Source organism: Acidihalobacter prosperus, assembly GCF_000754095.2.
Lineage (GTDB): Bacteria > Pseudomonadota > Gammaproteobacteria > DSM-5130 > Acidihalobacteraceae > Acidihalobacter > Acidihalobacter prosperus.
Genome location: NZ_JQSG02000003.1, coordinates 298,982 through 324,859, shown reverse-complemented (window position 1 = coordinate 324,859; position 25,878 = coordinate 298,982). Strand labels below are relative to the sequence as shown.

Here is a 25,878-nt window from a genome sequence, read left to right as displayed (position 1 = left end):
CGATATGAAGGAATATCAGCCGCACCCGGATCTACCGCCGCCGGTCTCCCAAGTAGGCGTACTCGGGTGGTTCCGCCGCAATCTGTTTTCCTCGCCGCTCAATTCTCTGTTGACGGTGGTGGCGCTCTATCTGCTTTATCTGAGTGTCCCGCCCGTCATCGAATGGGCCTTCATCAAGGCTTCGTGGGTGGGAAGCGACCGTAGCGCCTGCACCGCGGGCGGCGCCTGCTGGGTATTCATCGAGGCGCGATTCGGGCAGTTCATCTATGGCTTCTACCCGCCGGATCAGTGGTGGCGAGTGAATCTGGGAGCGCTGTTGCTGGTGGCTGCGCTGATCTGGCTGATGTTGCCGCGTCTGCCGGCGAAGCGATGGGTCGGCGTGTTCGTGTTGTTGATCTATCCGTTCCTGGCGTTCGCCCTGTTTCACGGCGGCGTCGCTGGCCTGCCGGTGGTGAGAACCACGCAGTGGGGCGGTTTGATGCTGACACTGATCCTGTCCTCCGTCGGCATCGTGGCGGCCTTGCCCTTCGGTATCCTGCTGGCGCTTGGCCGTCGATCGAAGATGCCCATCGTGCGCGCCCTGTGCGTCGCATTCATCGAGTTGTGGCGCGGCGTGCCCTTGATTACGGTCTTGTTCATGGCCTCGGTGATGCTGCCGCTGTTCATGCCGGAGGGGGCGGACGTGGACAAGCTGATGCGCGCCCTGATCGGTATCGCCCTGTTCCAGTCCGCCTATATCGCCGAGGTTGTGCGCGGTGGTTTGCAGGCGATCCCACGCGGACAGCAGGAGGCGGCCGAGTCGCTGGGGCTGAACTACTGGAAGCTGATGGCATTGGTCATACTGCCACAGGCGCTCAAGCTCGTGATTCCAGGCTTGGTCACGACCTTCATCGAGCTGTTCAAGGACACCACGCTGGTGTCGATCATCGGCCTCTTCGATCTGCTTGGCATTGTGCAGTCGGCGTTCACCGATCCGAAGTGGCTGGGTTTTGCGCTGGAGGGCTTTGTGTTCGCCGGAGCGCTGTACTGGCTGTTCTGCTTCGGCATGTCGCGCTACAGCATGCATCTGGAACGCCGCTTCGATACGGGGCACAAGCGTTGATTATTTGCGGACCGACCCTGGCGATGCCGGGTCGTCATGAAATATGACCGAGGGAATGAACATGACGGAGGCACCCACGCTGACCGAACGTGCCGCGGGCAATGCCGATTTGATGATCGAGATCGTCGGCATGCACAAATGGTACGGCGAGTTTCACGTACTCAAGGACATCAACCTGTCGGTACGCAAGGGCGAGCGCATCGTGGTGTGCGGGCCATCCGGTTCGGGCAAATCGACGATGATCCGCTGCATCAATCGCCTGGAGGAACACCAGCGCGGCAGGATACTCGTGGAAGGCGTCGAACTGACCGAAGACGTGAAGAAGATCGAACTGATCCGCAAGGAAGTGGGCATGGTCTTCCAGCACTTCAATCTCTTCCCGCACTTGTCGGTACTCGACAATTGCTGCCTCGCCCCGATCTGGGTGCGCAAGATGCCGCGCAAGCTGGCCGAGGAGCAGGCGATGAAATATCTTGAGCGGGTCCAGATCGCCAATCAGGCGCACAAGTTTCCCGGGCAGCTTTCCGGTGGTCAGCAGCAGCGCGTGGCCATCGCGCGCAGCCTGTGCATGAATCCCAAGATCATGCTGTTCGACGAACCGACCTCGGCGCTGGATCCGGAAATGATCAAGGAGGTGCTGGAGGTCATGACCGGCCTGGCGGAAGACGGTATGACGATGGTGTGCGTTACGCACGAGATGGGTTTCGCCAAGCAGGTGGCCGACCGCGTGATATTCATGGATGCGGGACAGATCGTCGAGGAAAACGAGCCCACCGAGTTTTTCAATAACCCTCGTAACGAGCGCACGCGCCTGTTCCTGAGCCAGATACTCCAGCACTGAACCTTGTGTCGCCGCGCCCGCTGGCAGCGTATCGGATACTCGGCATCGCCGCGCGCGGTCGGCTTGTGCTAAAGATGTCTAGCGAAACACGATAAACAAACACCAACGGCGATGCCATGACGTCGCCATCAGGGGGGGGTATGGCAGATCACACACCGCGAATGGACGGTACTTCGCGCATACTCATGGTCGTGTCCATGGGGCTGCTGTTACTGGTCGGCGTTTTTCTCATCAGTCGCTTGCTGGCGCATATCGCAGCGGTAGGCGAGCCTGTCGCATCCGCCGTGACGGTCGAGGCGGCCGCCGCCGCGGATGCGCGTATAAAACCCGTGGGCGCGGTGCGATCCGAGGACGTGACCAAGCCTCGCCCCATCCTCTCCGGCAAGCAGATCGTCGGCGCCGTCTGTGCCCAATGCCACGGCAGCGGTGTGCTCGGGGCACCCAAGATCGGCAGCCATGAGCTGTGGGCCGCACGTGTCGCCCAGGGGTATGCGGTACTGCTCAAGCATGCCGAGGAAGGCTTCAAGAACATGCCTGCCCGCGGCGGCGATCCGCGGCTGAGCAACGACGATCTCAAACGGGCCATTGCCTACATGGTGGACGAGTCCGGCTTCAAGTCGCCCAAGGGGTGGTCGACGATCGGCATGCCTGCAGCGGCAAAGTCGGCGGCAGGCATGCCCGCATCGTAATCAGCTGGCGCCGTCAGATCCGCTGGCCGTCCCATCGATCCATCGCGCGGTAGCCCAGCGCTTCAGCCAGATGATGACCGGCGATGTTGCCGGTTCCCTCAAGGTCGGCCGCCGTGCGTGCGACCTTGAGAATCCGGTGGTAGGCGCGCGCGGAGAGGCGAAAACGGGTCATCGCCTGTTCCAGTAGATCTCGCTCACTCGGTGCGAGCGTACAGTACCGCTCGATGCCGCGCGTATCGAGCTGGGCATTCGAGCAGCCCTGACGCTGGATCTGACGCTGCCTGGCCGTAATCACGCGGGCTCGGACCACGCGGCTGGATTCGCCGCGAGGTGCTTCCTGGCGGAGAGCCTCGCGCGGGAGTTGGGGTACTTCCACCTGCAGATCGATGCGATCGAGCAGTGGTGCGGACAACCGCGCGCGATAGCGGCGTTGGCGCTCCGGGCTGCATTCGCAGCCGGGGCCGAGGTCGCAGGACCGTCCCTGTGGGCAGGGGTTCATGGCCGCGATCAGCTGGAACCGTGCGGGAAACTGGGCCTGCCGTGCGGCCCGCGAGATGGTGATGTGCCCGGTTTCCATCGGTTCGCGCAATACGTCGAGATCGCGCCGATCGAATTCGGTCAATTCGTCAAGAAACAGGATGCCGTGGTGTGCGAGCGATATTTCGCCTGGCCGCGGTTGCGAACCGCCCCCGGCGAGCGCCACGCCCGAGGCCGTATGATGTGGACTGCGTACCGGACGACGGCCCCAGTGCAAGGGTTCGAAGCCCTGTTCGCTGATCGAGGCGACGATGGCGGCTTCCAGTGCTTCTTCGGGCGTCATCGCCGGCAGGATGGTGGGCAGGCGGGTAGCCAGCATGGTTTTGCCCGTGCCAGGTGGGCCGATCATCAGCAGATTGTGGCCGCCGGCGGCGGCCACCTCCAGTGCCCGCCTGGCTTGGTGTTGCCCCCTGATATCCGATAGATCCACGTCCCAATTCTGCGGTATCGCCTGCGGACTCGTTTCCTGTTGCTTCAGGCGTGTCTGTCCGGATAGGTGGGCGCAAACCTGCAGCAGGTGGTCTGTGGCATACAGCGGTAACGACTCGACCAGGCTCGCTTCGGCCATGCAGGCTGCGGGAACGAGCAATGATCGTTCCGCCGACCGGGCAGCCAGGGCTGCCGGAAGCGCCCCGCGCACGGTACGCAATTCGCCGCTGAGCGCGAGTTCGCCGATGAACTCGATGTCGTCGAGTGCCTCGGCCGGAATTTGCCCCGATGCGGCCAGGATACCGAGCGCGATCGGGAGGTCGAAGCGGCCACCTTCCTTGGGCAGGTCCGCCGGCGCCAGATTGACGGTGATGCGTCGCGCCGGGAATTCGAAATGGCTGTTCAGAATGGCTGCGCGCACCCGGTCCTTGCTCTCGCGTACGGCGGCTTCCGGCAGTCCGACGATGGACAATGCGGGCAGTCCATTGGCGAGGTGAACCTCGACGCAGACTTCAGGAGCGTCAATGCCCAGCTGGGCACGCGTGTAGACCCGGGCGAGCGACATCGCGCGGGCTCAGGTACAAGGAACGGGGGGCAGGATTCTAGTTCCCGGATTCGTTCGGCGATGCGTCAGCCGACGATGTCGATTTGGCGATGCCTAGCTGTTCCTCCAGCATGCGCACCCGCATTTCCATTTGCTCCAGTTTCTCGCGGGTCCGGGCGAGGACCGCAGTCTGCACCTCAAATTCCTCCCGGCTAACCAGATCGAGCCGTTGCATGGCGCCCTGCATGCCGGCGCGTACGGTCTTGCCGACATCCTCCTGCGCGGCGCGCACGGATTCGGGTATGGCCTTGCCCAGTTTCGAGGCGAAGTCATCGAAGGCTGGTTTTTCGAACATGGCGGTGGACCTCTTGCGTCATTCGGCTCCCGCCAAGTTTAGCCGCATCCGCGGGCCATGGCGAATCGCTCTCCATGATCGGTTTTGGTGCTGGAGTGCGCACATTTAATGCGCGAAGGATTGGATGCCGGTTTTTTTATAGAGACGTTTAATTGCGCAATTCATTGATATTTAAACAGTAATCGATATGCCTAATGAATGGCATGATGCATGCAAAGATGGATGCAAAAAATTGAGGCGATGCGGCATCGACGCTTGGCGTGTCCTGGCATCGATGGATTGGCTACGCACGCACGCCGGGTAACGGATTTCCGTCGAAACCATGGGGTGAGAGAGATGAAGCGTGGGATGAACGATAAAACCAATACACTCGATTTGAGGCACTCGATAGCGAGGGCGCTAGGCGCGGGGGCTGCAGGTATCTGTCTATTCACGCCAATGCTTTCGCATGCCGACGCCGGACCCACCGATCCAGACATGTCGACCCCCGTCCAGGTTAAAAAGGTGGTCAAGACCGTGCCGCCAGAAAAGGCGGTGGCCACTGTCAGCAAGACCAAGGTCGAGCATACCAGTCCAACCACCAATATGTTGACGCTGCTCAGGAATGTGCCAGGTTTCAACGTGGTGAGTTCAGGGCCGGCAAATCTTGTTTCGACGAATTCTGCTTTTTCCTTGAACGGTTTCGGTAGCAGCGAAATCGGTACCACGTTCGATGGCGTGCCGATCATCAATACCGTGCGCGGAGGCGTATACGGTGCGGGGTCCGATCATGCGCTGACGCCTTTGACCATGGGCCAGATCGGCAGCGTGGAGGTCTACAGTGGCGCCAACACGCCACGCGAAAATTCGCTGGATTCCCTAGGGGGGACGGTCAATTTCGTGCCCAAGCAGCCATCCGACAAGGCCGGTGTCGATCTGATGGTCGGTACGGGTAATTACGCGACCACCGGCTACTCGAGCAGCTATGGCGTCACCGGCGATACCGGCGCGATCGCGGCACTCGATGGTCTAAAGGCGATCGCCAGCTACACCCATACCAAGACCGACAGCTTCCAGAAGAACGTTTTCGCCAAGCTGAATGCCTACTACCTCAACGTGACCCAGCCGTTCAATCAGGGGCTTTCCAAGCTGGCGTTCATTCTGACTCATAACGACGAGAAGGCGCAGACGCCAGTGACCGTGCCGATCGCGCTCGTGGAGGCCTACGGGCGCGATTTCCAATACCCTCGCGACGCGTTTTGGAATCGTAACCAGACCCATGCCACGCACATGATCATCTCGCTGGAATCGTATCTGAATCCGTACATGGCCGGCGGCTTCAAATTCTTCTACAACGACAGCAGCAACGACCGCACCGAGCACGTCGACCCAAACATCAACAACAGCTATATGGGTTATGCCCTACCGATGCACACGCAGAGCGCCTTTGCGCTCAGCGGGTACGGTTCCAACTTCAATACCTACAATGCTGCCGAGGCGACGGCATTGTTTGGTTCGCCGGCCGCGGGCACGCAGTACCAGCGTTACGTCGACCATTACTACAACGTCGGCGGCAAGGGTCATCTGACCTTCCTGCTGCCTTCGAACACGGTCACCATCGGCGGCATGATGTTCTCCGCGAAGAACCTGACGACCACGGCGTGGTACGGTGCCGATCCGGTACCGATCATCGGCGGCTACAACAATGCCTGGCTGGAGCACGACGGCCTCGATTACGCCGAAGGCTATATTCAGGACAACATCTCGCTGCTCAAGGGCAAGGTGCACATCTACCCCGGCGTGAAGTATGTCCACACCCAGCCGAGCGTGACCGACATCCAGGGGTACTACTACGCCTATAGCGGCTCGGCGAGCAAAACCTACGGATTCGTCGAACCCTCGCTGGGGGTTACGGTCAGCCCGGTCAAGACGGTGGAGCTTTACGCCAACTACGGCCGCACCTACAAGGCTCCGGACGAGAGCGCGTTCTACAGCGTCATCGGCTATACCCCGGTTCCGTATCCGGTGGTGGTCAAGCCCGAGTACGTAAACAGCATCGACGCCGGCGTTCGCTACAGCGGCGCCTACGGCAAGGCCTCGCTCTCGGTGTTCGACCGCAAGTTCGAGGATATCTTCAGCGAGTACTACGACAACACCACCGGCATCACCACGGAGTACAACGCCGGACGTGCCGACTACAAGGGTTTCACCATCGCTGCAGAGAAGCCTTTGTTCCACCACCTTACGCTGATGGGTAACTATGGCTATACAGATGCCAAGTACACCAATAACTTTACCGGTGCGAACGGCACGGTAAGTGCGGGCATGCCGCGTCCGGATGTGCCGACGTACACCGCCAACCTGGGCCTGGATTACGCCGAAGGCGCCTGGTTCGGCGAAATCAGCGGGCATTTCGTCGGTGCTCAGTACATTGCGTACAACACCGGTGCGACCAGTACCACGCAGCTGCCTGCCTATGAGACGGTGGACCTCAAGGGCACCTACACCTGGAAGCTGCGCAGTGGCGTGGTGAAGAAGATCAAGGTGGCCGCTTACATCGAAAACCTCCTGGACAAGAAGTACTACTCCTACGCCTACATCCAAGGTACGGCTGGTGGTTCCAGCAACTACGAGCTGGTGCAGGTCGGCCCGCCGCGCTTTGCGGGCGTTACGCTGACGGCCTCGTTCTGAGGCGTGATTCCACGCGCGCGCAGCGCTGCTCATACCCCTGTGGCGCATGCGCGAGCATGCGCCACAGGGGCGAGCGCGATGCAATTTAAAGCGAAGCGAGCCATGGCTTCACCAGTTTTCGAGCACGTCATTGGCACGAGATACCGATCAATGTGGCGCTCCAGTCGGCCGGTGGTTCGGTGCCGGTAAGGCAGGTGTCCTGGCTGTTCAGTCGGCGGCCGCGAGTACTTGTATTTCAAGGAGGGCATGTAATGCGAGCAAATTCATGGCTTCGTGACGGACTGCGATGCCTGGCGACAGGTTCGCTGCTGATGATCCTTTTCGGCAGCGCGAGTGCCGCGTCCAAGGTGACGTACTACGGCATCCTGATGCCGCTGGCGCCAAAGAATTATTCGGTGCTGCTGTCTCATCTGGAAGATGCGCGGACACAGGTGATCGGTGGCTTCACGTTTCATACGGGCACACTCAGCGGTATTCCGGTGGTCGCCTGCGTGCAGCCGGTGGATGGGGATGCGACGCGCGCGCTGGTGGCGCAGAAAATGATGGATGCCTTTTCCTTGCGCGCAATGATTTATGCGGGAACCTCCGGCTCGCACCTCAAGCGGTTGCGCATCGGCGACGTGCTGATCGCCCGGAGGGTCGTCGATTTCGGCAATTACATCACCACGCGTTCAGGCAGGATTATCCCCGGTGAATTCCACGACACCGAATCGAACGCCGCCGGCAGCGGTGCGATGATGTATCTGTATCCCAGTGTGCCGCTGTCTGACCTAGCCTATCGCGCCGCGATGTCCATGAAGCCCGAGACACCGGCTTGGATGAATCAGAACGACAAGCCAAGCATGGCCTACATCATGGATTATGGTACTCAAGGGTCTTCAGCCATGTGGTTGCGCAATCCCAAGGCGATCCGGGAGAGTGACCGAATCTTTCATGAGGCGGACGAGTCAGGCGGTTACGGCACCGCGCTGGCCTCGCTTATCAACAAGGTGCCTTTCGTCGAATTGAACGTCATGTCCGACAACGCATTGCAGGTGCCGACGAAGTTCGACACGTACTTTCATCGGAGTTCGCTCTATGCCCAGCAACTCGCCTATGAAATCGTGCTGCGCATGTTCGAGATGATCAAGGCGGGAGACGTGCCGCTGGACCTGGATCGGTACCGCGACATGATGCGGAGCCCTTACCCGGCGGATACAAGGTGGAATCATTGAGCGAGTGTTGCTGATAAGCAACACCTATGATGTGTGGGGATCGCATACATGGATAGGGTGGCGCAGCTGCGATCGACGAGGTGACTCGACTGGGGTTATTGAATTAATCAATCACATAATGTGATTAGAGATAATTAATAGGTAAAAATAATCAATACTCGCACCAAAATGGTGCTAGTGATTAATTCATGATCTCTGGTGGTGCGAACTGGGTGACGGGGAATCGGTGGGGCTGGCGGAAGCCCTCCTGTCACGTAGCTGTCACCGGCATGGTCGTGCTGGCACGCTAACTGCAGATGCGCTGGGGCGTATGTAAGAGACAGCTCACAATGTTTCTTTTTCGCAACATCCCTGTCAGCCATCTGGAGTGAAAAGTATGCGCCTGAAGAAACGGTTTCAGCCAACGACGTTGATGATTGCCCTGGGAATGGGAGCGGCCATGGTGGGGGTGGCTACCCGTGCGAACGCGACGCCGAGTGCGACGATTTACGGGATGGTGGGTGTTGTCGGCACGTACAACACGGCAACGGTCAATGGTGAGAAGGCCACCTACGGCATTCAGAACAATATCAGTCAGGTCGGCGTGAAGGGCGACCTGGGCGAGGCCGGGGGTACCAAGTTCATCTACAACTACGATCTGTTCGTCGATCCGACCACGGCGATCGGCACGCCTTCGACCTACTGGGCGTATCTGGGCGCCACCGGCCCCTGGGGCACGCTGAAGGCCGGCCGGCTCGAATCCACTTACTTCAACGATGTGGTGCTGCCCTTCACCCCGTTCTGGTGGATGTATCCCACCACGGTGAACGCCTTCGAGCAGGATAAGGCAGTGTCCTATGTCTCGCCCATGATGGGTGGCCTGACGCTGTCCGTCGAAGGCTTCAACATCGGCAAGGGCGCCACGAGTGCCAGCAAGTCGACCAACAATTATTCGTTTTCCGGTACCTATACGTTTGGCGACTACACGCTGGGCGCCGGTTTCGAGTCCTTCTCGAAGTACGGTAATGGCGCCACGGCCTATAGTGCCTCGCCTTCGCAGTCGGTCTGGCTGACACCCATCAATGAATACGCCGGCGTGCTGCTCAAAAACAAGGTCGGTTTGCGTGGCACCTACAGCGCAGGGGCGTTGAGCGTCAGCTTGGGCGGCTTCGGCTACAAGCCGACGTCGATGCTGATGACCGCGGCCCAGAATACGCATGAGATCTATACCTATCTGGCGACCGCAAGCTACGGGTTCACACCGAAGTGGACGGTAATGGGCAACATTTCCACGACCACGCAGGCGAGCAACGGCGCGCTGCCGCGGGCGAGAGGCACGATCACCACGCTCAGCCTGGCCTATGCCCCGATCAGCGACGTGGCCTTCTATGCCGAGTATCAATACGCGGACAAGAAGGCGGTGGAAAGCGGGCTCGACAGCGACGTGCTGGATGCGGCCGCGAACCCGGTCACGTCCCCGGGCACGAAGGCGGCCAGCCAGTTCGCGATTGGCGGTACCTACACCTTCTGATTGCCCGCGTAACCCACTTTGTCCGCGACGAGCTTCCGGGCGCTTGGCGCCCGGAATTTTTTTATGCGGGTCCATTGTGCTTGTGCCTGGACAAGCGGGTGGCCATACGGCTAACGACGTAGCAAAGACGCACCATAATGGTGCGTCAAGAGGTGACGACTCGGCTCGACAAGGTTTTTTTTATTTTAAAAACAGTGGTGTTCGACTTTTGTCAGGGGATGGCACGCCCCCTGCATGCCTGTGCACCAAGCCTGCGTCGCAGGGTGCCAAGCCAATAGGAGTGATTGCTATGGAAACGGGAGGCAAACAGGTATGAAGCTGCTCATCGCAATTATCAAACCCTTCAAGCTCGATGAGGTACGGGAGGCGCTCTCCGAAATCGGCGTCAAGGGCATCACCGTGGCCGAGGTCAAGGGCTTCGGGCGTCAGAAGGGTCACACCGAACTCTATCGCGGCGCCGAATACGTGGTGGATTTTCTGCCCAAGGTGAAGATCGAGGTCGCGCTCGACGACGCACTGGTGGATCAGGCCATCGAGGCTATCAGCAAGGCGGCCAGCACCGGCAAGATCGGCGACGGCAAGATCTTCCTGTGCCCGCTCGAACAGGCCATCCGCATTCGCACCGGCGAGACCGGCACCGAGGCCCTTTAAAAAACGACGACGAACCAAGATGAGGAAACTGTCAATGAAACCAAAGCATACATTGGGAGCGATCGGAGGGCTGCTCGGCCTGGTGGGGATGTGGCTGATGCCAGGGCTGGCAATGGCCGCTGATGCGCCGCCGAAGATCGATTCGGGCAACACGGCGTGGATGCTTACATCCACCGCGCTCGTCCTGCTGATGACCATTCCTGGCGTGGCGCTGTTCTACGGCGGCATGGTACGCAAGAAGAATCTGATCTCGGTGGCGGCCAAGACCTTTGCCGTTACCTGCCTGATCACGGCGGTATGGGCGATCGCCGGCTACTCGCTGGCCTTCAAGGGCGACGGCATGTTCGTCGGCAATCTCAGCGCCCTGTTCCTGCATGGCATGGGCTACAACAGCATGAGCGGCTCGATTCCCGAGACCGTGTTCATGACCTTCCAGATGACCTTCGCCATCATCACGCCGGCGCTGATCATCGGTTCGGTCGTCGAGCGCATGAAATTCTCCGCGATGCTGTGGTTCATGGGCCTGTGGTCGCTGCTGGTCTACTCCCCGATCGCGCACATGGTTTGGGGCGGCGGCTTCCTGGGTAGCGACGGCGTACAGGACTTCGCCGGCGGTACCGTGGTGCACATCAACGCCGGCGTGGCTGGTCTGGTCGCGGCGCTGGTGCTCGGCAAGCGCAAGGGCTACGGCAAGGAGCCGATGCCGCCGGTGAACGTGGTGTTCACGATGGCCGGTGCCGCGTTGCTGTGGGTCGGCTGGTTCGGCTTCAACGCGGGTTCCGAGCTGGCCGCCGATGGCACCGCCGGCATGGCCATGGCCGTGACCCAGATCGCCACCGGCATCGCCGCGCTGGCGTGGATGTTCGCCGAATGGGCCGCGCGCGGCAAACCCACCCTGCTGGGTATGAGTTCGGGCGCGGTGGCCGGACTGGTCGCGATCACCCCGGCTTCCGGTTTCGTGGGCCCGACCGGTGCTTTCGTGATCGGCATCGCCGCCGGCGTGCTCTGCTTCTGGGCGGCGGTCTACCTGAAGAACATGCTCGGCTACGACGATTCGCTGGACGCCTTCGGCGTGCACGCCATCGGCGGTATCGTGGGCGCGCTGCTGACGGGCATCTTCTCGGCCGCGATCTTCGGCGGCGCGGGCCTGAACGAGGCGGCGCACGGCAGCATCGCGGCGCAGTTCCTGATCCAGCTCAAGGGCGTGATGTTCACCATTGTCTACGACGCGATCATGACCTTCATCATCATCAAGGTGCTGGATGTGATCATGGGCATCCGTGTGTCGGAGGAAGACGAGGTCCAGGGCCTCGACGTCTCTTCGCACGGCGAGCAGGTCTACGAGTAACGGTCGATCCGATCGTGCAAGACGGAACGGGCGCTTCGGCGCCCGTTCCTTTTGTGCCGCCGCGCTCGTATCGCCGGCGCGATCCCCGCATAATCCCCGCCCCATGAATATCTCCGCCGCAAACGACATCGATGGCGCGCCAGCCGCACGCTTGAGCGTGGACGGCCTGCGCACGCCGGTGATCGGGCCTTGCGCGCTGACGTTGGCGCCCGGTGAGTGCGTGGTGCTGACCGGGTCGTCCGGTAGCGGCAAGTCGCTGCTGCTGCGCGCGATCTGCGATCTGGACCCGGCCACGGGCACGGTACTGCTGGAAGGTCGTGCGCGGGAGACGTATGTCCCGCGCGACTGGCGTCGCGCCGTCGCGCTGCTGCCTGCCGAACCGGCGTGGTGGGCGGAAACCGTGGGCGAGCATCTCCTGACGACCTCGGAGGACGTGCTGTCCGCGCTGGGTTTCAGCGCCTCGGTGATGAGCTGGGAGGTGGCCCGGGCATCCAGCGGCGAGCGCCAGCGTCTGGCGCTGGCGCGTCTGCTGCAGTTGCAGCCGCGGGTGCTGCTGCTCGACGAGCCGACCGCAAATCTCGATGCCGGCAATCGTGCGCGCGTCGAGTCGGTGGTGCGCGATTACCTGGTCAGTCGCGCGGCCGCGGCGCTGTGGGTCACCCACGACGCGGAACAGGCCGCCCGCATCGGCGATCGCGAACTGGTCATGCGGGCCGGCCGGTTGGAGGCGAACGCATGCACCTGATCGAACTGACGCCCTTCGAGCTGGGATTGGCCGCACTGCTGATTCTGGCGCTGGCCGGCCTCAGCCTCGCCCTCAGCCTGGGGCTGTCGAAGACGCTGCTGATCGCTGCGGTGCGCACCACGCTGCAGCTCTGGCTGGTCGGGCTGGTGCTCAAGACCCTGTTCGCCTACGCGAGCCCGCTGTGGATCGGCCTGCTCGCCGCCTTCATGCTGCTGGTCGCCGGGCGCGAGGTGATGGCCCGGCAGCAGCGTCGTTTCCGTGGCGGCTGGGGCTACGGCGTGGGCGCGCTCGCGCTGACGGTGCCGTCGCTGTCGATCATCCTGCTGACCCTGCTGGTGATTCTGCGGCCCGAGCCGTGGTACGCCCCGCAATACGCCATTCCGCTGCTCGGCATGCTGATCGGCAACTCGATGACCGGCGCCGCCATCGGCCTCGACCGGCTGACGCAGACCGCCTGGCGCCAGCGCGCGGCGATCGAGGCGCGGCTGATGCTCGGCCAGCGCTGGGACGTGGCGATGAGCGACATTCGCCGCGAATCGGCGCGCGCCGGCCTGATTCCGATCATCAACTCGATGGCCGCCGCCGGCGTGGTCAGCCTGCCCGGCATGATGACCGGCCAGATCCTGGCGGGCGCGCCGCCGACCGAGGCGGTGCGCTATCAGATCCTGATCATGTTCCTGATCGCCGCCAACACCGGTTTTGCCGCGCTCGGCGGCGTCTGGTTCGGCTCGCGCCGACTGTTCGACGAACGCGAAAGGCTGCGGCTGGACCGGCTGAAATCCTGATCTCTGCCCCTTTGTGCGCAGCGGCGGCATACTGCGCGGGAATCGAGTCACGGAGCATGCGCACGAGCCGGATGGAAGCGTTCAGCGATGGCGTGATGGCGATCATCATCACCATCATGGTGCTGGAAATGAAGGTGCCGCACGGCGAGCAGATCGAGGCCCTGAGACCGTTGCTGCCGGTACTGCTGAGCTATGTACTCAGCTTTGTCTATATCGGCATCTACTGGAACAACCATCACCACCTGCTGCACGCGACCGAGCGCATCGGCGGCGGGGTCCTGTGGGCGAACCTGCACCTGCTGTTCTGGCTCTCGCTGTTTCCCTTCGTGACCGGCTGGATGGGCGAGAACCACTTTGCGGCGGCGCCGACGGCGCTGTACGGCGGCGTGCTGCTGATGGCGGCGATCGCCTACAGCATCCTGGTGCGCAGCATCATCGCGCACGAGGGACGCGAGTCCAGGGTTGCCCGCGCGATCGGCGGCGACTTCAAGGGCCTGCTGTCGATTCTGTTGTACGCCGCGGTGATCCCGCTGGCCTACCTGATCCACTGGGCGGCGCAGGCGGTTTACGTGCTGGTCGCGCTGATGTGGCTGGTGCCCGACCGCCGGATCGAGCACCAGCTCGCGGACTGAGTATTCAGCCGCGTTCGTCCTGCAGCAGGCCGGTCACGCGCTCGCGCACCTCGTCGCGCACGCGGCGGAACTCGGCCATGATCTCGTCCTCGGTGCCGGTGGCCTTGGCCGGATCGTTGAGCGGCCAATGCAGCTTGCGCACGCCGGGCGGCAGCATCGGGCAGTGTTCGTCGGCATGGCCGCAGACGGTGACCACGAGGTCGGCGGCGGCGATCATGTCATCGGTCACGCGGGTCGATTCCTGGCCGCTGATGTCGACACCGGCCTCGGCCATCACCGCGATCGCGCGCGGGTTCTTGCCGTGGGCCTCGATGCCGGCCGAGGCGATCTCGAAATCCTCGCCGCCGAGCCGACGGGCCCAGCCTTCGGCCATCTGGCTGCGGCAGGAGTTGCCGGTGCACAGGAACAGGATGGATTTGCGCTTCATTGCGGGAACTCCGTTCAGGAATGGCCGGCCAGCGGCAGCCAGGCCGCCAGCGCGAGCAGGGTGACGAGCAGGACCGGCGGGGTGATGACCAGCCCGACCTTCATGTACTGACCCCAGGTGATGGTCTCGCCCTTGCGCGCGAGCACGTGCAGCCAGAGCAGGGTGGCGAGGCTGCCGATGGGGGTGAACTTGGGACCCAGGTCGCAGCCGATCACGTTGGCGTAGATCATGGCTTCGCGCGCGGCGGCGCTGATCCCATGGCTCTGGTCGATGGCGAGCGCGCCGACCAGCACGCTCGGCATGTTGTTCATCACCGAGGACAGTACGGCGCTGAGGAAGCCGGTGCCGAGCGCCGCCACGGTCGGCCCGTGCCCGCCGAGCCATTCGAGCGCCTGGGCCAGATAGGCGGTGAGTCCGGCGTTGCGCAGGCCGTAGACCACGAGATACATGCCCAAGCTGAAGATCACGATCTGCCAGGGGGCTTCCTTGACCACCTTGCGCACGGGAATCACGCCGCCGCGCCCGCCCTGGTGCCAGCGTCCGGCAAGCCCGAGCAGGATCAGCGCGCCCGCGCCGGTGACCACGGAGACGTGAACGCCGAACTGCGCGGTCACGAAATAGGCCGCGAGCAGCACCGCGAGCAGCGGGAAGCTGGCGCGGAACACCAGCGGATCGCGGATCGCGTGGGCGGGGGCTTCCAGGCCCTCGAGGGCGTAGCGCGCCGGCAGGTCGCGGCGGAAATACAGCCACAACACGACCAGCGTCGCCGCGAGCGCGGCGAGGTCCACGGGTATCATCACCCGCGCGTAATGGTCGAAGGGGATGGCGAAGTAATTGGCGCTGACGATGTTGACCAGATTCGAGATGATCAGCGGCAGGCTGGTGGTATCGGCCACGAAACCGGTGCCGATCACGAAGGCCAGCGCGCCGGCCGGGTTGAACCCCAGCCGCAGCAGGATGGCGAGCACGATCGGGGTGAGCAGCAGGGCGGCGCCGTCGTTGGCGAAGAAGGCCGCGATCAGCGCGCCGAGCAGAATGACGAGCGGGAACAGCCGCTTGCCGCTGCCGCCGCCCCAGCGGGCGACATGCAGCGCCGCCCAGTGGAAGAAGCCGGCCTCGTCCAGGGTCAGCGAGATGATGATCAGGCCGACGAAGGTGAAGGTCGCGTCCCACACGATATGCCAGACGATCGGGATGTCGTGCAGCGTGATCACGCCGGTGGCCAGTGCCAGCAGTGCGCCGCCCGCGGCGCTCCAGCCGATGCCGAGCCCGCGTGGCTGCCAGATGACGAAGACGAGGGTGATCAGAAAGATCGCGAGCGCTAACATGACGACTGGCACCGGATGTTTGAACCGGCCGCGAGTATAATCGTTTTCCCGTATATATCAAATAACGGATGTGTTGCCGAGATGACTCCTGAGCGTTTTTTTCGAGCCCTTTCCGACCAGACACGTCTGCGCTGCCTGGTGCTGATGCAGCGTGCCGGTGAGCTCTGCGTGTGCGAACTGACCGAGGCGCTGGACATGGTGCAGCCGAAGATCTCGCGCCATCTGGCCAGTCTGCGCGAGGCCGGCGTGGTGGCCGACCGCCGCGACGGACTGTGGGTCTTCTACCGCCTGCACGACGATCTGCCCGGCTGGGCGCGCGAGATTCTGGCGGTGAGCGCCGGTTCGCTGCATGCGCAGGCGCCCTTCGCGGAGGACGCCGCGCGGCTGCAGCCGATGACCACGCGGCCACGCAACGGCTGCGCGGCCTAAGGGCGGCACTGGGCTATCCGAGCAGTTCCCGCCGGACGAATTCCGGCACCGCCATTGCCGCGCGGTGGATGGCGTCGTTGTAGTAGTGCGTTTCGAAGCACTTCTGCTCGCATTGTTCCTCGCGCAGGAAGGCGACCGGCGCGGATTTCGCCGCCAGCGTGGTCGACCACCAGCCCGAGGGGTATACCGGTTGCGGGTAGAACAGGGTCAGGGTGTCGAGGAAGCCGCTCTTGCGCATTTCGTCGTGCATGGGCCGGATGATGCTGGTGCTGTGGTAGAGCGGCGATTCGCTCTGCTGCGCGAGCAGGCCGTCCTCGCCGAGCGCGCGCAGGCAGTCGCGGTAGAAGGGTTCCGAGAACAACCCCTTGGCGGGGCCGACCGGGTCGGTGCTGTCGATGATGATGACGTCGATGGAGCCGGGTTCGGCCTCCTTCATCCAGCGAATGCCGTCGCCGAAGAAGAATTCCGCGCGCGGGTCGCCGTTGGATCCGCACAGTGCCGGGAAGAACTGCTCGGACACGCGGGTCACGCGTTCGTCGATTTCGACCTGCACCGCCGACTCGACCTCGGGGTGCTTGAGCACCTCGCGCAGGGTGCCGCAGTCGCCGCCGCCGACGATCACCACCCGCCGCGGGCGCGGATGGCTGAACAGGGCGGGATGGGTCATCATCTCGTGATAGATGAAATTGTCGCGGTCGCTGAGCATGACGAGGCCGTCGATGGTCATTAGCCGGCCGTAGCCCTCGGTTTCAAAGACCTCGATGCGCTGATATTCCGACTGCTCGTCGTGAAGCTTGCGCCGGACCTTGAGCGAAAACGCGCTGCCCGCGTCCGTGTGGATCTCCGTGTACCAGTTCTCGTCGAGCGCCATGCGCCAGTCTCCTTGAAGCGGATGCGAGGCGCTATTATACGGACTCACTTGGGTCAGGGGTCAGGGCATGACGGATTGGTCGATCGACGCTGCGCGCCGGCTATACAACACGGCGACCTGGAGCGGGGGGTACTTCGACGTGGCGGCGGACGGACACGTGCATGCGCACGGACGCAACGGCGAGACGGTCGACCTCGCCGCGCTGGCGGACACCTTGCTCGGCGAGGGAATGCGTCTGCCGATGCTGGTGCGCTTCAACCACATCCTGCGCGACCGCGTGGACACCCTGTGCGGCGCCTTCGACAGCGCCCGCGAGCAGTTCGGCTATCCGGGCCGCTATACGGCGGTCTACCCGATCAAGGTCAACCAGCAGCGCAGCGTGGTCGACGAGATTCTCGGCCACGGCGGCGAGCGCGTGGGGCTCGAGGCCGGCAGCAAGCCGGAGCTGATGGCCGTGCTGGCGCGCGCGCGGGCGGGCGGGGTGATCGTGTGCAACGGCTACAAGGACCGAGAGTACATGCGCCTCGCGCTGCTCGGCCGCCGGCTCGGCCACCGCCCGTACATCGTGATCGAAAAACCTTCCGAACTCGATCTCGTGCTGGAGGCCGCGCAGGATCTCGGCGTGCGCCCGCTGCTCGGCCTGCGCGTGAGACTGTCCTCGGTGGGCAGCGGCAACTGGCAGAACACCGGCGGCGAGAAGGGCAAGTTCGGACTGTCCGCCGCGCAGGCGCTGCGCGTGATCGAGCGGCTGCGCGAACAGGGCATGCTCGACTGCCTGGAACTGCTGCACTTCCACATGGGTTCGCAGCTCGCCAACATCCGCGACATCCAGCGCGGCGTGCGCGAGGCCGCGCGCTACTATGCCGAGCTGCGCCGCCTGGGCGCGCCGTTGTGCATCGCCGACGTCGGCGGCGGGCTGGGCATCGACTACGAAGGCTCCCGTTCGCGCAACTACTGCTCCATGAACTACAGCGTGCACGAGTACGCCGCCAACATCGTGCGCACCCTGCACGAGGTCTGTCGCGACGAGGGTATGCCGCCGCCGGACATCTTCACCGAGGCCGGGCGTGCGATGACCGCGCATCATGCCGTCCTGATCACCGAGGTGATCGACGTGGAGTCGCCCGGCGAACCCGGGCTGGGGGCGCCGCCGGGCGAGGACGAGCCGGTGATCCTGCAGGATCTGTGGCGTCTTGCGGAGGCGGCGGGCGCGCATCCGGCGAGCGAGATCTACCACGATGCGGCCTACTGGCTGAGCGAGGCGCACGGCATGTACACGCACGGCGTGCTCGACCTCGCCCAGCGCGCGCGCGCCGAGGAGCTGTACGTGATCATCTGCCGTCGCCTGTCGGCGGGGCTGGATGGCCAGTCCAAGGTCGAGCGCGACATGCTGGAGGATCTGCGCGAGCGGCTGGCCGACAAGGTGTTCTGCAACTTCTCGGTGTTCCAGTCGATTCCCGACGTGTGGGCCATCGACCAGATCTTTCCGATCATGCCGCTGCACCGGCTGGAAGAACGACCGACCCGTCGTGGCGTGCTGCAGGATCTGACCTGCGACTCCGACGGGCACGTCGAGCGCTACGTGGTCGGCGCCGACCTCGAATCCAGCCTGCCGCTGCACCCCTGGCGGCGCGGCCAGCGCTATCTGCTGGGCATCTTTCTGGTCGGCGCGTACCAGGAAATTCTCGGCGACCTGCACAATCTGTTCGGCGACACCGACGCGATCAACGTCGATCTCGACCCGGCGGGGGGCTGCCGCCTGGCGCCGGTGGAGGCGGGCGATGCGATTGCGGAATTGCTAAGCTACGTGCATTTCGACCCCGAAGAATTGCTCGCCGCCTATCGCCGCAAGGTACAGGCGGCGGGTCTGGAGACGGCGGAGGCTTCGCGCATACTGGCCGAGCTGGAAACCGGTTTGAACGGATACACCTATCTGGAAGACTGACGGATACCGTCCGGGAGGCGCATGACGCAGTCGATGGTCTGGTTGTTCGTGGCATCCCTGGCGCTGCTGACCTTAGGTGGTCTCGCCCTCGTGCGCTGCGCCTTTCGCGAAACACTGCTGTGGGGGCTGGGCGTGCTGCTGTTGCCGCCGCTGCTGCTGTGGTACGCGATCACCCGCTGGCAGCAGACCCAGTTCGGCCTCTACGCCATCGCCGCCGCCCTGCTGACGATGATCGTATCGCTGTATGGCGGTGCGGCGGCGCCGGTGGCGGACTATCTGCGGCACTCGTCGGCGGGTCCCGTGTTGGCGGTGTACGGCTGGAACGGCCGTATCGAGTTACCGTTTACCGTCGACCGCGACATACCGGTGCCCAATGAGGCCGAAGTGGCCGCACTTCGCCAGGAGGAAGCGGCTGCGCGCAAGCAGGCACAGGCGGAGGCTGCCTCCAAGGCCAAGCACGAGCGGCACGTCACGGCGGCGCCGGCGTATCGTTATCAGCCCGCCGCGTTCGACGTGCTGGCGCGGTATACCGGCCGCAAGGTGCGGGTACAGGTGCTCGATGGCGGTGCCATCGAGGGCGTACTTGCGGCGGTCAGCGGCGACGGCATCACTGTCGACGCCGATCAGTCCACCGGCAGCGTCGGGTATGCCCTGGCATGGACCCGTCTGGCGTCGGTGGCGGTTTATGCCCCCGCGGGCAGCGTCATTGCGCCGCACGCTCCCGAAGCCGCTGGCGCGCTGCCCGTCGGCGAACCGGGTACGAGCGGTGTTCCGGTCGCAGGGCCTGGTGCGCTGCCCGGCAACGCCACCGGCTTGCCCCAAACGGCCGTGCCGGTCACAGTGCCCGCTCACGACACGCCGAGCCCGTCCGTTGGGGCCAATGCAAGCGGTTTGCCCGCCAACACGAGCATTGCCACGCCATGAAATGTTATGTCTATCGCAGTCGCCGCCGTGCGGACGCCTACCTCTATCTGCCGCGTCAAGACGACTTCTCCGAGGTGCCCGACGCGCTGATGCGGCTTTTCGGCGCTGCCGACTTCGCGCTTGAGTTCGAACTGACGCCCGAGCGCCGACTGGCGCAGGCGGACGCCGTGCAGGTGCTGGGCAATTTGCGGGGCCAGGGGTTCCATCTGCAAATGCCACCGGCCAACGAGCGCCCGCTGTAGACGTGGGCGCAGCCTTTGTGCTGCGCGCGCGCTGCATGCACCGTTTTCGTGCATGGCGGGTGACCGAGGGCCGGCCGGGGTCGGTACCTTGCGATATGGCACGAGCCTTGCTGCAGAGGCCAGGGGCTGCCCAATATCGCAAAGGAGCCGGATTGTGATGCAAACGAAACGGGGCCGGAAGGGCGCGGCATGACGGTCTCCGCGGCAGCGGTCGCCGCTGATGCCGGCGATGGCTGGCAGGCGTCGTTGTCGCTGGTCTTCGGTGCACGGCAGGGTCGCAGCTATGTGCGGCAGCGGCGGCACATCGGCCCGCTGCTGATCCAACGGCCGTTCTACCCGGAGGGCGCCGTCTGCCATGTCTACCTGCTGCACCCGCCTGCGGGCGTGGTCGGCGGCGACAGCCTGTGCCTGGAAGCCGAGGCGGAAGCGGATTCGCACGCGCTGATGACCACGCCCTCGGCGGGCAAGTTCTACTCCAATCCGCAGCGTGTTGCGCACGTCGCACAGCGGCTGCGCGTGGCACCGGGAGCCGCGCTGGAATGGCTGCCGCAGGAAACCATCCTGTTCGAGGGCGCGCGCGCCGAACTCGACACTCGTGTCGAGCTGGCGAGCGACGCCCGCTACTTCGGCTGGGAGATCGTGTGTCTAGGCCGTCCGGCGGCGGGTACCGGTTTCGGCGAGGGCCATTGGCGTCAGCGTCTCGAGGTCGTCGTCGAGGGGCACCCGATATTGGTCGAGCGCCTTGCGCTCGATCCCGGCGATCCGCTGCTGGATGCGATCTGGGGCTTGCAGGGGCAGGTGGTCAGCGCAACGCTGGTGTGCGCAGCCCCGATCCCCTGCACGCTGGATGCGCTATATGACGCGGGGCTTGGTGAGCCGGCGACGGGCCGCGGCGGTGTGACGCGGGTCGAGCGCCTGCTGGTCGCGCGCTACCTCGGCGCCGAGGCGGGGCACGCGCGCGCGTGGTTCGAGGCTTTATGGGCCTGGTTGCGCCCACGCGTTTTCGGTCGCCCGGCGTGTCCGCCGCGCATCTGGCGTACCTGAAAGAGTGGAATAACGAGTATCAACGACCTGAGGAGTTGCACGTGGATTTGCTGCCCAAGGAGAAGGACAAGCTGCTGCTGTTCACCGCTGCACTGCTGGCCGAGCGGCGCAAGGCGCGCGGTCTCAAGCTCAACTACCCGGAGGCCGTGGCCTACATCAGCGCGGCGATTCTCGAAGGCGCCCGCGACGGCCGTACCGTAGCCGAGCTGATGGACTACGGCACGACCCTGCTCGGCCGCGACGACGTGATGGAAGGCATCCCGGAGATGATCCCCGAGGTACAGGTCGAGGCGACCTTCCCCGACGGGACCAAGCTGGTCACCGTGCACCACCCGATCCCCTGACGGGGCAATGCTAGCCAGGAGGTACCGCATGTATCGAGAAGAAGTCACCGAGGCCGTGCTCGAGGCCAAGCGCGCCAAGGGCCTGACCTGGACCGCCCTGGCCAAGGCGGTGGGACGCCATCCGGTGTGGACCACCTCCGCGCTGCTCGGCCAGCAGTCGATGAGCGAGGACGAGGCCACCGCCGCGGTTGCCCTGCTCGGGCTGGACCCGTCCTTTGTCGCGGCCTTGACGGAATGCCCGCTCAAGGGTTCGCTGGACAGCGACGTGCCCACCGACCCGCTGATCTACCGCCTGCACGAAATCACCCAGGTCTACGGCAGCACGATCAAGGCGCTGATCCACGAGGAATTCGGCGACGGCATCATGAGCGCCATCGATTTCGAACTCGACATCGAGCGTGTCTCCGACCCCAAGGGCGACCGCGTGAAGATCACCTACAACGGCAAGTTCCTGCCCTACCGCAAGTGGTGACGCCGCGATGATTCCCGGAGAACTGCTGCCCGCCGAGGGCGTGATCGAGATCAACGCCGGCCGCGAGACGCGCAGCCTGCGCGTGGCCAACACCGGCGACCGGCCCATCCAGGTCGGCTCGCACTATCACTTCCACGAGACCAACGGCGCGCTGGACTTCGACCGCGAGGCCGCGCGCGGCTTCCGGCTGAACATCCCGGCCGGCACCGCCGTGCGCTTCGAGCCCGGGCAGACACGCGAGGTCGAGCTGGTCGCGCTGGCCGGCGCACGCACGGTCTACGGATTCAACGCACGTATCATGGGAGCACTGGACGCATGAGCCGCACGATCGACCGCCGCGCCTACGCGGAGATGTACGGACCCACCGTGGGCGACCGCGTGCGCCTCGGCGACACCGCACTGGTGATCGAGGTCGAGGAGGACCGCACGGTCTACGGCGAGGAGGTCAAGTTCGGCGGCGGCAAGGTGATCCGCGACGGCATGGGCCAGAGCCAGCGCGCCGCGGCCGAGGTCGCCGACACGGTGATCACCAACGCCCTGATCCTCGACTGGTGGGGCGTGGTCAAGGCGGATATCGGGCTCAAGGACGGGCGCATCGCCGGCATCGGCAAGGCCGGCAACCCGGACATCCAGCCCGGCGTGGACATCGTCATCGGCGCCGGCACCGAGGTCATCGCGGGCGAGGGCCTGGTCGCCACCGCCGGCGGCATCGACGCCCACATCCATTTCATCTGCCCGCAGCAGATCGAGGAGGCGCTGATGTCGGGCGTCACCACCATGATCGGCGGTGGCACCGGCCCGGCTGCGGGCACCAACGCGACCACCTGCACGCCCGGCCCCTGGTACATCCGCCGCATGCTCGAGGCCGCCGAGAGCTTCCCGATGAATCTCGGTTTCCTCGGCAAGGGCAACGCCAGCCTGGCCGCCCCGCTGGACGAGCAGATCGCCGCCGGCGCGATGGGCCTCAAGCTGCACGAGGACTGGGGCACCACGCCGGCCGCCATCGACAACTGCCTGTCCGCGGCCGAGCGCGCCGACGTGCAGGTGGCTATCCACACCGACACGCTGAACGAGTCCGGCTTCGTCGAGGACACCCTGGCCGCCTTCAAGGGGCGCACCATCCACACCTATCACACCGAAGGCGCCGGCGGCGGCCACGCCCCGGACATCATCAAGGCCTGCGGCGCGCCCAACGTGCTGCCGTCGTCGACCAACCCGACGCGTCCGTACACGGTCAACACCGTGGACGAACATCTCGACATGCTGATGGTCTGCCATCACCTCGACCCGAACATCCCCGAGGACGTGGCCTTCGCGGACTCGCGCATCCGCCGCGAGACCATCGCCGCCGAGGACATCCTGCACGACCTCGGCGCCTTCTCCATGATCGCCTCCGACTCGCAGGCCATGGGCCGGGTGGGCGAGGTGGTCACGCGCACCTGGCAGACCGCGCACAAGATGAAGGTGCAGCGCGGCAGCCTGGCCGAGGACCCGGCGCGGCACGACAACTACCGCGCGCGCCGCTACGTCGCCAAGTACACCGTCAACCCGGCCATCGCGCACGGCATCGCGCACGAAGTCGGCTCGGTCGAGGTCGGCAAGCTGGCCGACCTGGTGCTGTGGAAGCCGGCCTTCTTCGGCGCCAAGCCGGCGATGGTGATCAAGGGCGGCATGATCGCCGCCGCGCCGATGGGCGATCCCAACGCCTCAATTCCGACACCGCAGCCGGTGCACTATCGCCCGATGTTCGGCAGCTACGGCGGCGCGCGCGCGGCCACGCGACTGAGCTTCGTCTCGCAGGCCGCGCTGGCCGCCGGCGTCCCCGAGGCGCTCGGTCTGCGAGCCAGCGTGTCGGCGGTGCGCGGCACCCGCGGCATCGGCAAGCGCGACATGAAGCTCAACGACTATCTCCCCGCGATGGAAGTCGATCCGCAGACCTATGCGGTGCGCGCCGACGGCGAATTGCTGGTTTGCGAACCCGCTGTGGAGCTGCCGCTGGCGCAGCGCTACTTCCTGTTCTGAACATCCCTCGGGCGCAGACAAGGGGGTGCCCGTATCGCCTTGCCTGGCTTCGCCTTCCGGGCATGTCGCAGAGATGGCGCAGTGGGCCCGCGCGAGCATATACTCGATTGCCGTTTGTGGAGCCAACCAACCGCCCTCCCGGACGGCACACAACAAGCAATGCTGTACGCCATCAGGGAGAGAATCGAATGATCGTTCAGGAACAGACTCTGCCGGGGTCGCTCGGCAGCCCAGACCCCACGTGCCTGCGCGCGTTACGCAGGATCAGGAACTTTTGGCTGATGTTTCTCGCCGTCGCGCTGGTGTTGTCGGCACTGTTCGCAACCGCCAGTCTCGAGGGACTACGCGCCATGCCGGCCGCTCCCACAGGGCCGCAGATCGGCTGGGAAAGTCAGGACCACACCATTCATATGCAGGCCAAGGGCTACCTGCTGTCCACCGGCATGCTGCTCAAGTGGATGATGGCCGATGTGGCCGTTCTGCTGGGGGCGGTCGAGATCGCGTTGGCGCTGACACTGTACTTGCGCGCCCTGGCACGCGGCGTGGCCGAGCCCATGCCGGGCCGGCGAAGGGTGCCCAACATTCTGCGCAGCGCGGACCGGCGTTACGTGCATGAACAGCTGCCGCTGGAAACCGCCTCGGCTTACCAGACCCTGAGCGGGCTGGCACTCGGTTCCGCCATCATTGCTGGTTTCCTGGTGGCCGATAACGCCACCTGGATCATCGCCGCCATGTTTTCCGGGAACTGGTGAGCGCTCCCCGTCGATGCCCGTGGCATCGGCGGGGTTCCGCCGGCAGGTCCGCCGCGGGTCGCGCGACGCGGCGGATCATTCGTGCGACACTTTGTCACTGTATCGGTGACAAAACCCACTTTATAGTGAACTCGAAGGCCCCAAAGATGGCCTGATCCCTGGTGCTTAGGGGATTTGCGGGCACGGCCCGCCACGACCACTACAGGAGGAAACAGCGTGTCGGAATGGGTATCGGACAAACCGACCCGTGCGCCCATCGTGGGCCTCGGAAGGGCTCATCTGCTGGGACTGACGAGCGGCACGGTCTTCGGCATCGTCGTCATGCTGGGGCTTTCGCTTCTGCTCACTCTGGGGCCGGCGAAACCGCCCGCCCACCCGCAGGACGCCCCCTTGGCCAGCAACGTGCCTGACGTCATCTTCAAGGCACCCCGCTTCACCGGCTTCGTCAACCAGAATGGCGACAAGGTGGCCTCCAGCGATTTCGACGGCAAGGTACAGGTGGTTTCATTCCTATTCCCGCTGTGTTCGAGCATGTGCCCCGTGATCGCGTCGCACATCGTGAATCTGGAGCATCAGGTGCAGCAGGCGGGCCTCGCGGGTCGCGTGCGCATGGTGTCCTTCAATGTTGCGCCAGGGAAGACCAGCCCGGAAGAAATGGCCGACTTCATGCGCGAGTACGGCGGCAGGCCGTCCAGCTCAGGGTGGCAGTTCCTGACGGCCAGCCCGGCGGAAATCGACCGCGTGGTCAGGCAGGGCTACCATGAATATTTCCAGATGATCTCGCTGGAGGCCGAGAACAAGATATTCGCCCAGCAACAGAAGGCCGGTACGTACAATTACATGCCCAATATGCAGAACAAGCTGGCCGACAAGGTGAATGCGGATTTCGACGTCACTCACAGCAGTTCGATCATCCTGGTGGGGCCGCACGGCAACGTACGCTATGTGATGAACGACGCCGACACGGTACCCGTGCCTGTATTGCTCAAGAAGATCGAAGGCCTGCTCAAGGCCCGGGGAGCGTGA

The 25,878-nt window shown here is 64.2% G+C and carries 27 protein-coding genes; 22 read left to right on the top strand and 5 right to left on the bottom strand.

The features are described 5' to 3' along the window. The first annotated feature begins 4 nt into the window (after positions 1–4). The 3 genes from THPRO_RS08255 to THPRO_RS08245 all read left to right on the top strand — a co-directional run bounded on the left by THPRO_RS08255 (position 5) and on the right by THPRO_RS08245 (position 2,632). On the top strand, positions 5–1,102 hold the full coding sequence (locus THPRO_RS08255) for an amino acid ABC transporter permease (RefSeq protein ID WP_038090434.1): 1,098 nt from the start codon (positions 5–7) through the stop codon (positions 1,100–1,102). Positions 1,103–1,163: 61 nt separating this feature from the next. Then, on the top strand, positions 1,164–1,943 hold the full coding sequence (locus THPRO_RS08250; RefSeq protein WP_456236354.1) for an amino acid ABC transporter ATP-binding protein: 780 nt from the start codon (positions 1,164–1,166) through the stop codon (positions 1,941–1,943). A gap of 140 nt (positions 1,944–2,083) precedes the next feature. Further along, the gene (locus THPRO_RS08245; RefSeq protein ID WP_161489954.1) at positions 2,084–2,632 is read left to right on the top strand and encodes a c-type cytochrome; all 549 of its coding nucleotides are present in this window, start codon (positions 2,084–2,086) and stop codon (positions 2,630–2,632) included. Positions 2,633–2,645: 13 nt separating this feature from the next. On the opposite strand, the gene THPRO_RS08240 is transcribed toward THPRO_RS08245, so the two are convergent. Together THPRO_RS08240 and THPRO_RS08235 are read right to left on the bottom strand one after the other, a co-directional pair. Then, positions 2,646–4,163, bottom strand: a complete 1,518-nt coding sequence (locus THPRO_RS08240) for a YifB family Mg chelatase-like AAA ATPase (RefSeq protein ID WP_038090440.1) — start codon at positions 4,161–4,163, stop codon at positions 2,646–2,648. A gap of 37 nt (positions 4,164–4,200) precedes the next feature. Then, a complete protein-coding gene (locus THPRO_RS08235) occupies positions 4,201–4,497 on the bottom strand; it encodes an accessory factor UbiK family protein (RefSeq protein ID WP_038090442.1) in 297 nt (98 codons plus the stop codon). Positions 4,498–4,974: 477 nt separating this feature from the next. Here THPRO_RS08235 and THPRO_RS08230 point away from each other — a divergent pair, with 477 nt between their 5' ends. The 8 genes from THPRO_RS08230 to THPRO_RS08195 all read left to right on the top strand — a co-directional run bounded on the left by THPRO_RS08230 (position 4,975) and on the right by THPRO_RS08195 (position 14,052). Next, the gene (locus tag THPRO_RS08230; RefSeq protein ID WP_161489953.1) at positions 4,975–7,167 is read left to right on the top strand and encodes a TonB-dependent receptor; all 2,193 of its coding nucleotides are present in this window, start codon (positions 4,975–4,977) and stop codon (positions 7,165–7,167) included. A gap of 251 nt (positions 7,168–7,418) precedes the next feature. After that, positions 7,419–8,381: a 5'-methylthioadenosine/S-adenosylhomocysteine nucleosidase family protein gene (locus tag THPRO_RS08225; RefSeq protein ID WP_082954535.1), complete on the top strand. Its 963-nt coding sequence runs from the start codon at positions 7,419–7,421 to the stop codon at positions 8,379–8,381. Between the two features lie 376 nt (positions 8,382–8,757). Next, positions 8,758–9,891, top strand: coding sequence for a porin (locus tag THPRO_RS08220; RefSeq protein WP_082954534.1), 1,134 nt, complete (start codon positions 8,758–8,760; stop codon positions 9,889–9,891). Positions 9,892–10,203: 312 nt separating this feature from the next. Then, positions 10,204–10,542: a P-II family nitrogen regulator gene (locus tag THPRO_RS08215; protein WP_038090451.1), complete on the top strand. Its 339-nt coding sequence runs from the start codon at positions 10,204–10,206 to the stop codon at positions 10,540–10,542. Between the two features lie 34 nt (positions 10,543–10,576). Next, positions 10,577–11,890 (top strand): ammonium transporter, encoded by a 1,314-nt coding sequence (locus THPRO_RS08210; protein ID WP_145930763.1) that lies wholly within the window; start codon positions 10,577–10,579, stop codon positions 11,888–11,890. Between the two features lie 103 nt (positions 11,891–11,993). Continuing rightward, positions 11,994–12,635, top strand: coding sequence for an ABC transporter ATP-binding protein (locus THPRO_RS08205; RefSeq protein WP_065089485.1), 642 nt, complete (start codon positions 11,994–11,996; stop codon positions 12,633–12,635). After that, on the top strand, positions 12,626–13,420 hold the full coding sequence (locus tag THPRO_RS08200) for an ABC transporter permease (RefSeq protein ID WP_038090456.1): 795 nt from the start codon (positions 12,626–12,628) through the stop codon (positions 13,418–13,420). Before THPRO_RS08205 ends, THPRO_RS08200 begins: the two co-directional genes overlap by 10 nt. 56 nt (positions 13,421–13,476) lie before the next feature. Then, entirely contained in the window at positions 13,477–14,052 is a 576-nt protein-coding gene (locus THPRO_RS08195) for a TMEM175 family protein (protein WP_038090458.1), read from the top strand. 4 nt (positions 14,053–14,056) lie between these two features. Here THPRO_RS08195 and arsC read toward each other — a convergent pair whose 3' ends face one another. Next, positions 14,057–14,479 (bottom strand): arsenate reductase (thioredoxin), encoded by a 423-nt coding sequence (arsC, locus tag THPRO_RS08190; RefSeq protein ID WP_038090460.1) that lies wholly within the window; start codon positions 14,477–14,479, stop codon positions 14,057–14,059. Between the two features lie 14 nt (positions 14,480–14,493). Beyond that, complete coding sequence (locus THPRO_RS08185; RefSeq protein ID WP_038090463.1) at positions 14,494–15,807, bottom strand: arsenic transporter; 1,314 nt, start codon at positions 15,805–15,807, stop codon at positions 14,494–14,496. Between the two features lie 81 nt (positions 15,808–15,888). Here THPRO_RS08185 and THPRO_RS08180 point away from each other — a divergent pair, with 81 nt between their 5' ends. After that, positions 15,889–16,236 carry a metalloregulator ArsR/SmtB family transcription factor gene (locus tag THPRO_RS08180; protein WP_038090465.1) on the top strand — a complete coding sequence of 116 codons (348 nt, stop codon included), beginning with the start codon at positions 15,889–15,891 and terminating at the stop codon, positions 16,234–16,236. Between the two features lie 13 nt (positions 16,237–16,249). On the opposite strand, the gene speE is transcribed toward THPRO_RS08180, so the two are convergent. Then, on the bottom strand, positions 16,250–17,107 hold the full coding sequence (speE, locus tag THPRO_RS08175; RefSeq protein ID WP_065089484.1) for a polyamine aminopropyltransferase: 858 nt from the start codon (positions 17,105–17,107) through the stop codon (positions 16,250–16,252). Between the two features lie 67 nt (positions 17,108–17,174). Between speE and speA the strand changes: the two genes are divergently transcribed. The 10 genes from speA (at position 17,175) to THPRO_RS08125 (ending at position 25,878) form a co-directional block, all read left to right on the top strand. Next, on the top strand, positions 17,175–19,052 hold the full coding sequence (gene speA / locus THPRO_RS08170) for a biosynthetic arginine decarboxylase (RefSeq protein ID WP_038090467.1): 1,878 nt from the start codon (positions 17,175–17,177) through the stop codon (positions 19,050–19,052). A gap of 21 nt (positions 19,053–19,073) precedes the next feature. Beyond that, entirely contained in the window at positions 19,074–19,976 is a 903-nt protein-coding gene (locus tag THPRO_RS08165; RefSeq protein ID WP_145930762.1) for a hypothetical protein, read from the top strand. Next, positions 19,973–20,218 carry a YcgL domain-containing protein gene (locus THPRO_RS08160; RefSeq protein WP_038090469.1) on the top strand — a complete coding sequence of 82 codons (246 nt, stop codon included), beginning with the start codon at positions 19,973–19,975 and terminating at the stop codon, positions 20,216–20,218. Before THPRO_RS08165 ends, THPRO_RS08160 begins: the two co-directional genes overlap by 4 nt. Positions 20,219–20,407: 189 nt before the next feature. After that, a complete protein-coding gene (locus THPRO_RS08155; RefSeq protein ID WP_065089482.1) occupies positions 20,408–21,262 on the top strand; it encodes an urease accessory protein UreD in 855 nt (284 codons plus the stop codon). A gap of 41 nt (positions 21,263–21,303) precedes the next feature. After that, on the top strand, positions 21,304–21,606 hold the full coding sequence (gene ureA / locus THPRO_RS08150; protein WP_038090472.1) for an urease subunit gamma: 303 nt from the start codon (positions 21,304–21,306) through the stop codon (positions 21,604–21,606). Positions 21,607–21,634: 28 nt separating this feature from the next. After that, a complete protein-coding gene (gene cynS, locus THPRO_RS08145; protein ID WP_065089481.1) occupies positions 21,635–22,078 on the top strand; it encodes a cyanase in 444 nt (147 codons plus the stop codon). Between the two features lie 7 nt (positions 22,079–22,085). After that, positions 22,086–22,397 (top strand): urease subunit beta, encoded by a 312-nt coding sequence (locus THPRO_RS08140; protein ID WP_038090474.1) that lies wholly within the window; start codon positions 22,086–22,088, stop codon positions 22,395–22,397. Beyond that, positions 22,394–24,100 carry an urease subunit alpha gene (gene ureC, locus THPRO_RS08135; protein WP_065089480.1) on the top strand — a complete coding sequence of 569 codons (1,707 nt, stop codon included), beginning with the start codon at positions 22,394–22,396 and terminating at the stop codon, positions 24,098–24,100. Before THPRO_RS08140 ends, ureC begins: the two co-directional genes overlap by 4 nt. 188 nt (positions 24,101–24,288) lie before the next feature. Continuing rightward, complete coding sequence (locus THPRO_RS08130; RefSeq protein WP_145930761.1) at positions 24,289–24,852, top strand: hypothetical protein; 564 nt, start codon at positions 24,289–24,291, stop codon at positions 24,850–24,852. Positions 24,853–25,068: 216 nt separating this feature from the next. Then, positions 25,069–25,878 carry an SCO family protein gene (locus tag THPRO_RS08125; RefSeq protein WP_145930759.1) on the top strand — a complete coding sequence of 270 codons (810 nt, stop codon included), beginning with the start codon at positions 25,069–25,071 and terminating at the stop codon, positions 25,876–25,878.

Excerpts from the sequence above, each read along its gene's own strand:
- THPRO_RS08255 (WP_038090434.1), top strand. The coding sequence starts at position 5 with ATGAAGGAATATCAGCCGCACCCGGATCTACCGCCGCCGGTCTCCCAA.
- THPRO_RS08250 (WP_456236354.1), top strand. The coding sequence starts at position 1,164 with ATGACGGAGGCACCCACGCTGACCGAACGTGCCGCGGGCAATGCCGAT.
- THPRO_RS08245 (WP_161489954.1), top strand. The coding sequence starts at position 2,084 with ATGGCAGATCACACACCGCGAATGGACGGTACTTCGCGCATACTCATG.
- THPRO_RS08240 (WP_038090440.1), bottom strand. The coding sequence starts at position 4,163 with ATGTCGCTCGCCCGGGTCTACACGCGTGCCCAGCTGGGCATTGACGCT.
- THPRO_RS08235 (WP_038090442.1), bottom strand. The coding sequence starts at position 4,497 with ATGTTCGAAAAACCAGCCTTCGATGACTTCGCCTCGAAACTGGGCAAG.
- THPRO_RS08230 (WP_161489953.1), top strand. The coding sequence starts at position 4,975 with ATGTCGACCCCCGTCCAGGTTAAAAAGGTGGTCAAGACCGTGCCGCCA.
- THPRO_RS08225 (WP_082954535.1), top strand. The coding sequence starts at position 7,419 with ATGCGAGCAAATTCATGGCTTCGTGACGGACTGCGATGCCTGGCGACA.
- THPRO_RS08220 (WP_082954534.1), top strand. The coding sequence starts at position 8,758 with ATGCGCCTGAAGAAACGGTTTCAGCCAACGACGTTGATGATTGCCCTG.
- THPRO_RS08215 (WP_038090451.1), top strand. The coding sequence starts at position 10,204 with ATGAAGCTGCTCATCGCAATTATCAAACCCTTCAAGCTCGATGAGGTA.
- THPRO_RS08210 (WP_145930763.1), top strand. The coding sequence starts at position 10,577 with ATGAAACCAAAGCATACATTGGGAGCGATCGGAGGGCTGCTCGGCCTG.
- THPRO_RS08205 (WP_065089485.1), top strand. The coding sequence starts at position 11,994 with ATGAATATCTCCGCCGCAAACGACATCGATGGCGCGCCAGCCGCACGC.
- THPRO_RS08200 (WP_038090456.1), top strand. The coding sequence starts at position 12,626 with ATGCACCTGATCGAACTGACGCCCTTCGAGCTGGGATTGGCCGCACTG.
- THPRO_RS08195 (WP_038090458.1), top strand. The coding sequence starts at position 13,477 with ATGCGCACGAGCCGGATGGAAGCGTTCAGCGATGGCGTGATGGCGATC.
- arsC (WP_038090460.1), bottom strand. The coding sequence starts at position 14,479 with ATGAAGCGCAAATCCATCCTGTTCCTGTGCACCGGCAACTCCTGCCGC.
- THPRO_RS08185 (WP_038090463.1), bottom strand. The coding sequence starts at position 15,807 with ATGTTAGCGCTCGCGATCTTTCTGATCACCCTCGTCTTCGTCATCTGG.
- THPRO_RS08180 (WP_038090465.1), top strand. The coding sequence starts at position 15,889 with ATGACTCCTGAGCGTTTTTTTCGAGCCCTTTCCGACCAGACACGTCTG.
- speE (WP_065089484.1), bottom strand. The coding sequence starts at position 17,107 with ATGGCGCTCGACGAGAACTGGTACACGGAGATCCACACGGACGCGGGC.
- speA (WP_038090467.1), top strand. The coding sequence starts at position 17,175 with ATGACGGATTGGTCGATCGACGCTGCGCGCCGGCTATACAACACGGCG.
- THPRO_RS08165 (WP_145930762.1), top strand. The coding sequence starts at position 19,074 with ATGACGCAGTCGATGGTCTGGTTGTTCGTGGCATCCCTGGCGCTGCTG.
- THPRO_RS08160 (WP_038090469.1), top strand. The coding sequence starts at position 19,973 with ATGAAATGTTATGTCTATCGCAGTCGCCGCCGTGCGGACGCCTACCTC.
- THPRO_RS08155 (WP_065089482.1), top strand. The coding sequence starts at position 20,408 with ATGACGGTCTCCGCGGCAGCGGTCGCCGCTGATGCCGGCGATGGCTGG.
- cynS (WP_065089481.1), top strand. The coding sequence starts at position 21,635 with ATGTATCGAGAAGAAGTCACCGAGGCCGTGCTCGAGGCCAAGCGCGCC.
- THPRO_RS08140 (WP_038090474.1), top strand. The coding sequence starts at position 22,086 with ATGATTCCCGGAGAACTGCTGCCCGCCGAGGGCGTGATCGAGATCAAC.
- ureC (WP_065089480.1), top strand. The coding sequence starts at position 22,394 with ATGAGCCGCACGATCGACCGCCGCGCCTACGCGGAGATGTACGGACCC.
- THPRO_RS08130 (WP_145930761.1), top strand. The coding sequence starts at position 24,289 with ATGATCGTTCAGGAACAGACTCTGCCGGGGTCGCTCGGCAGCCCAGAC.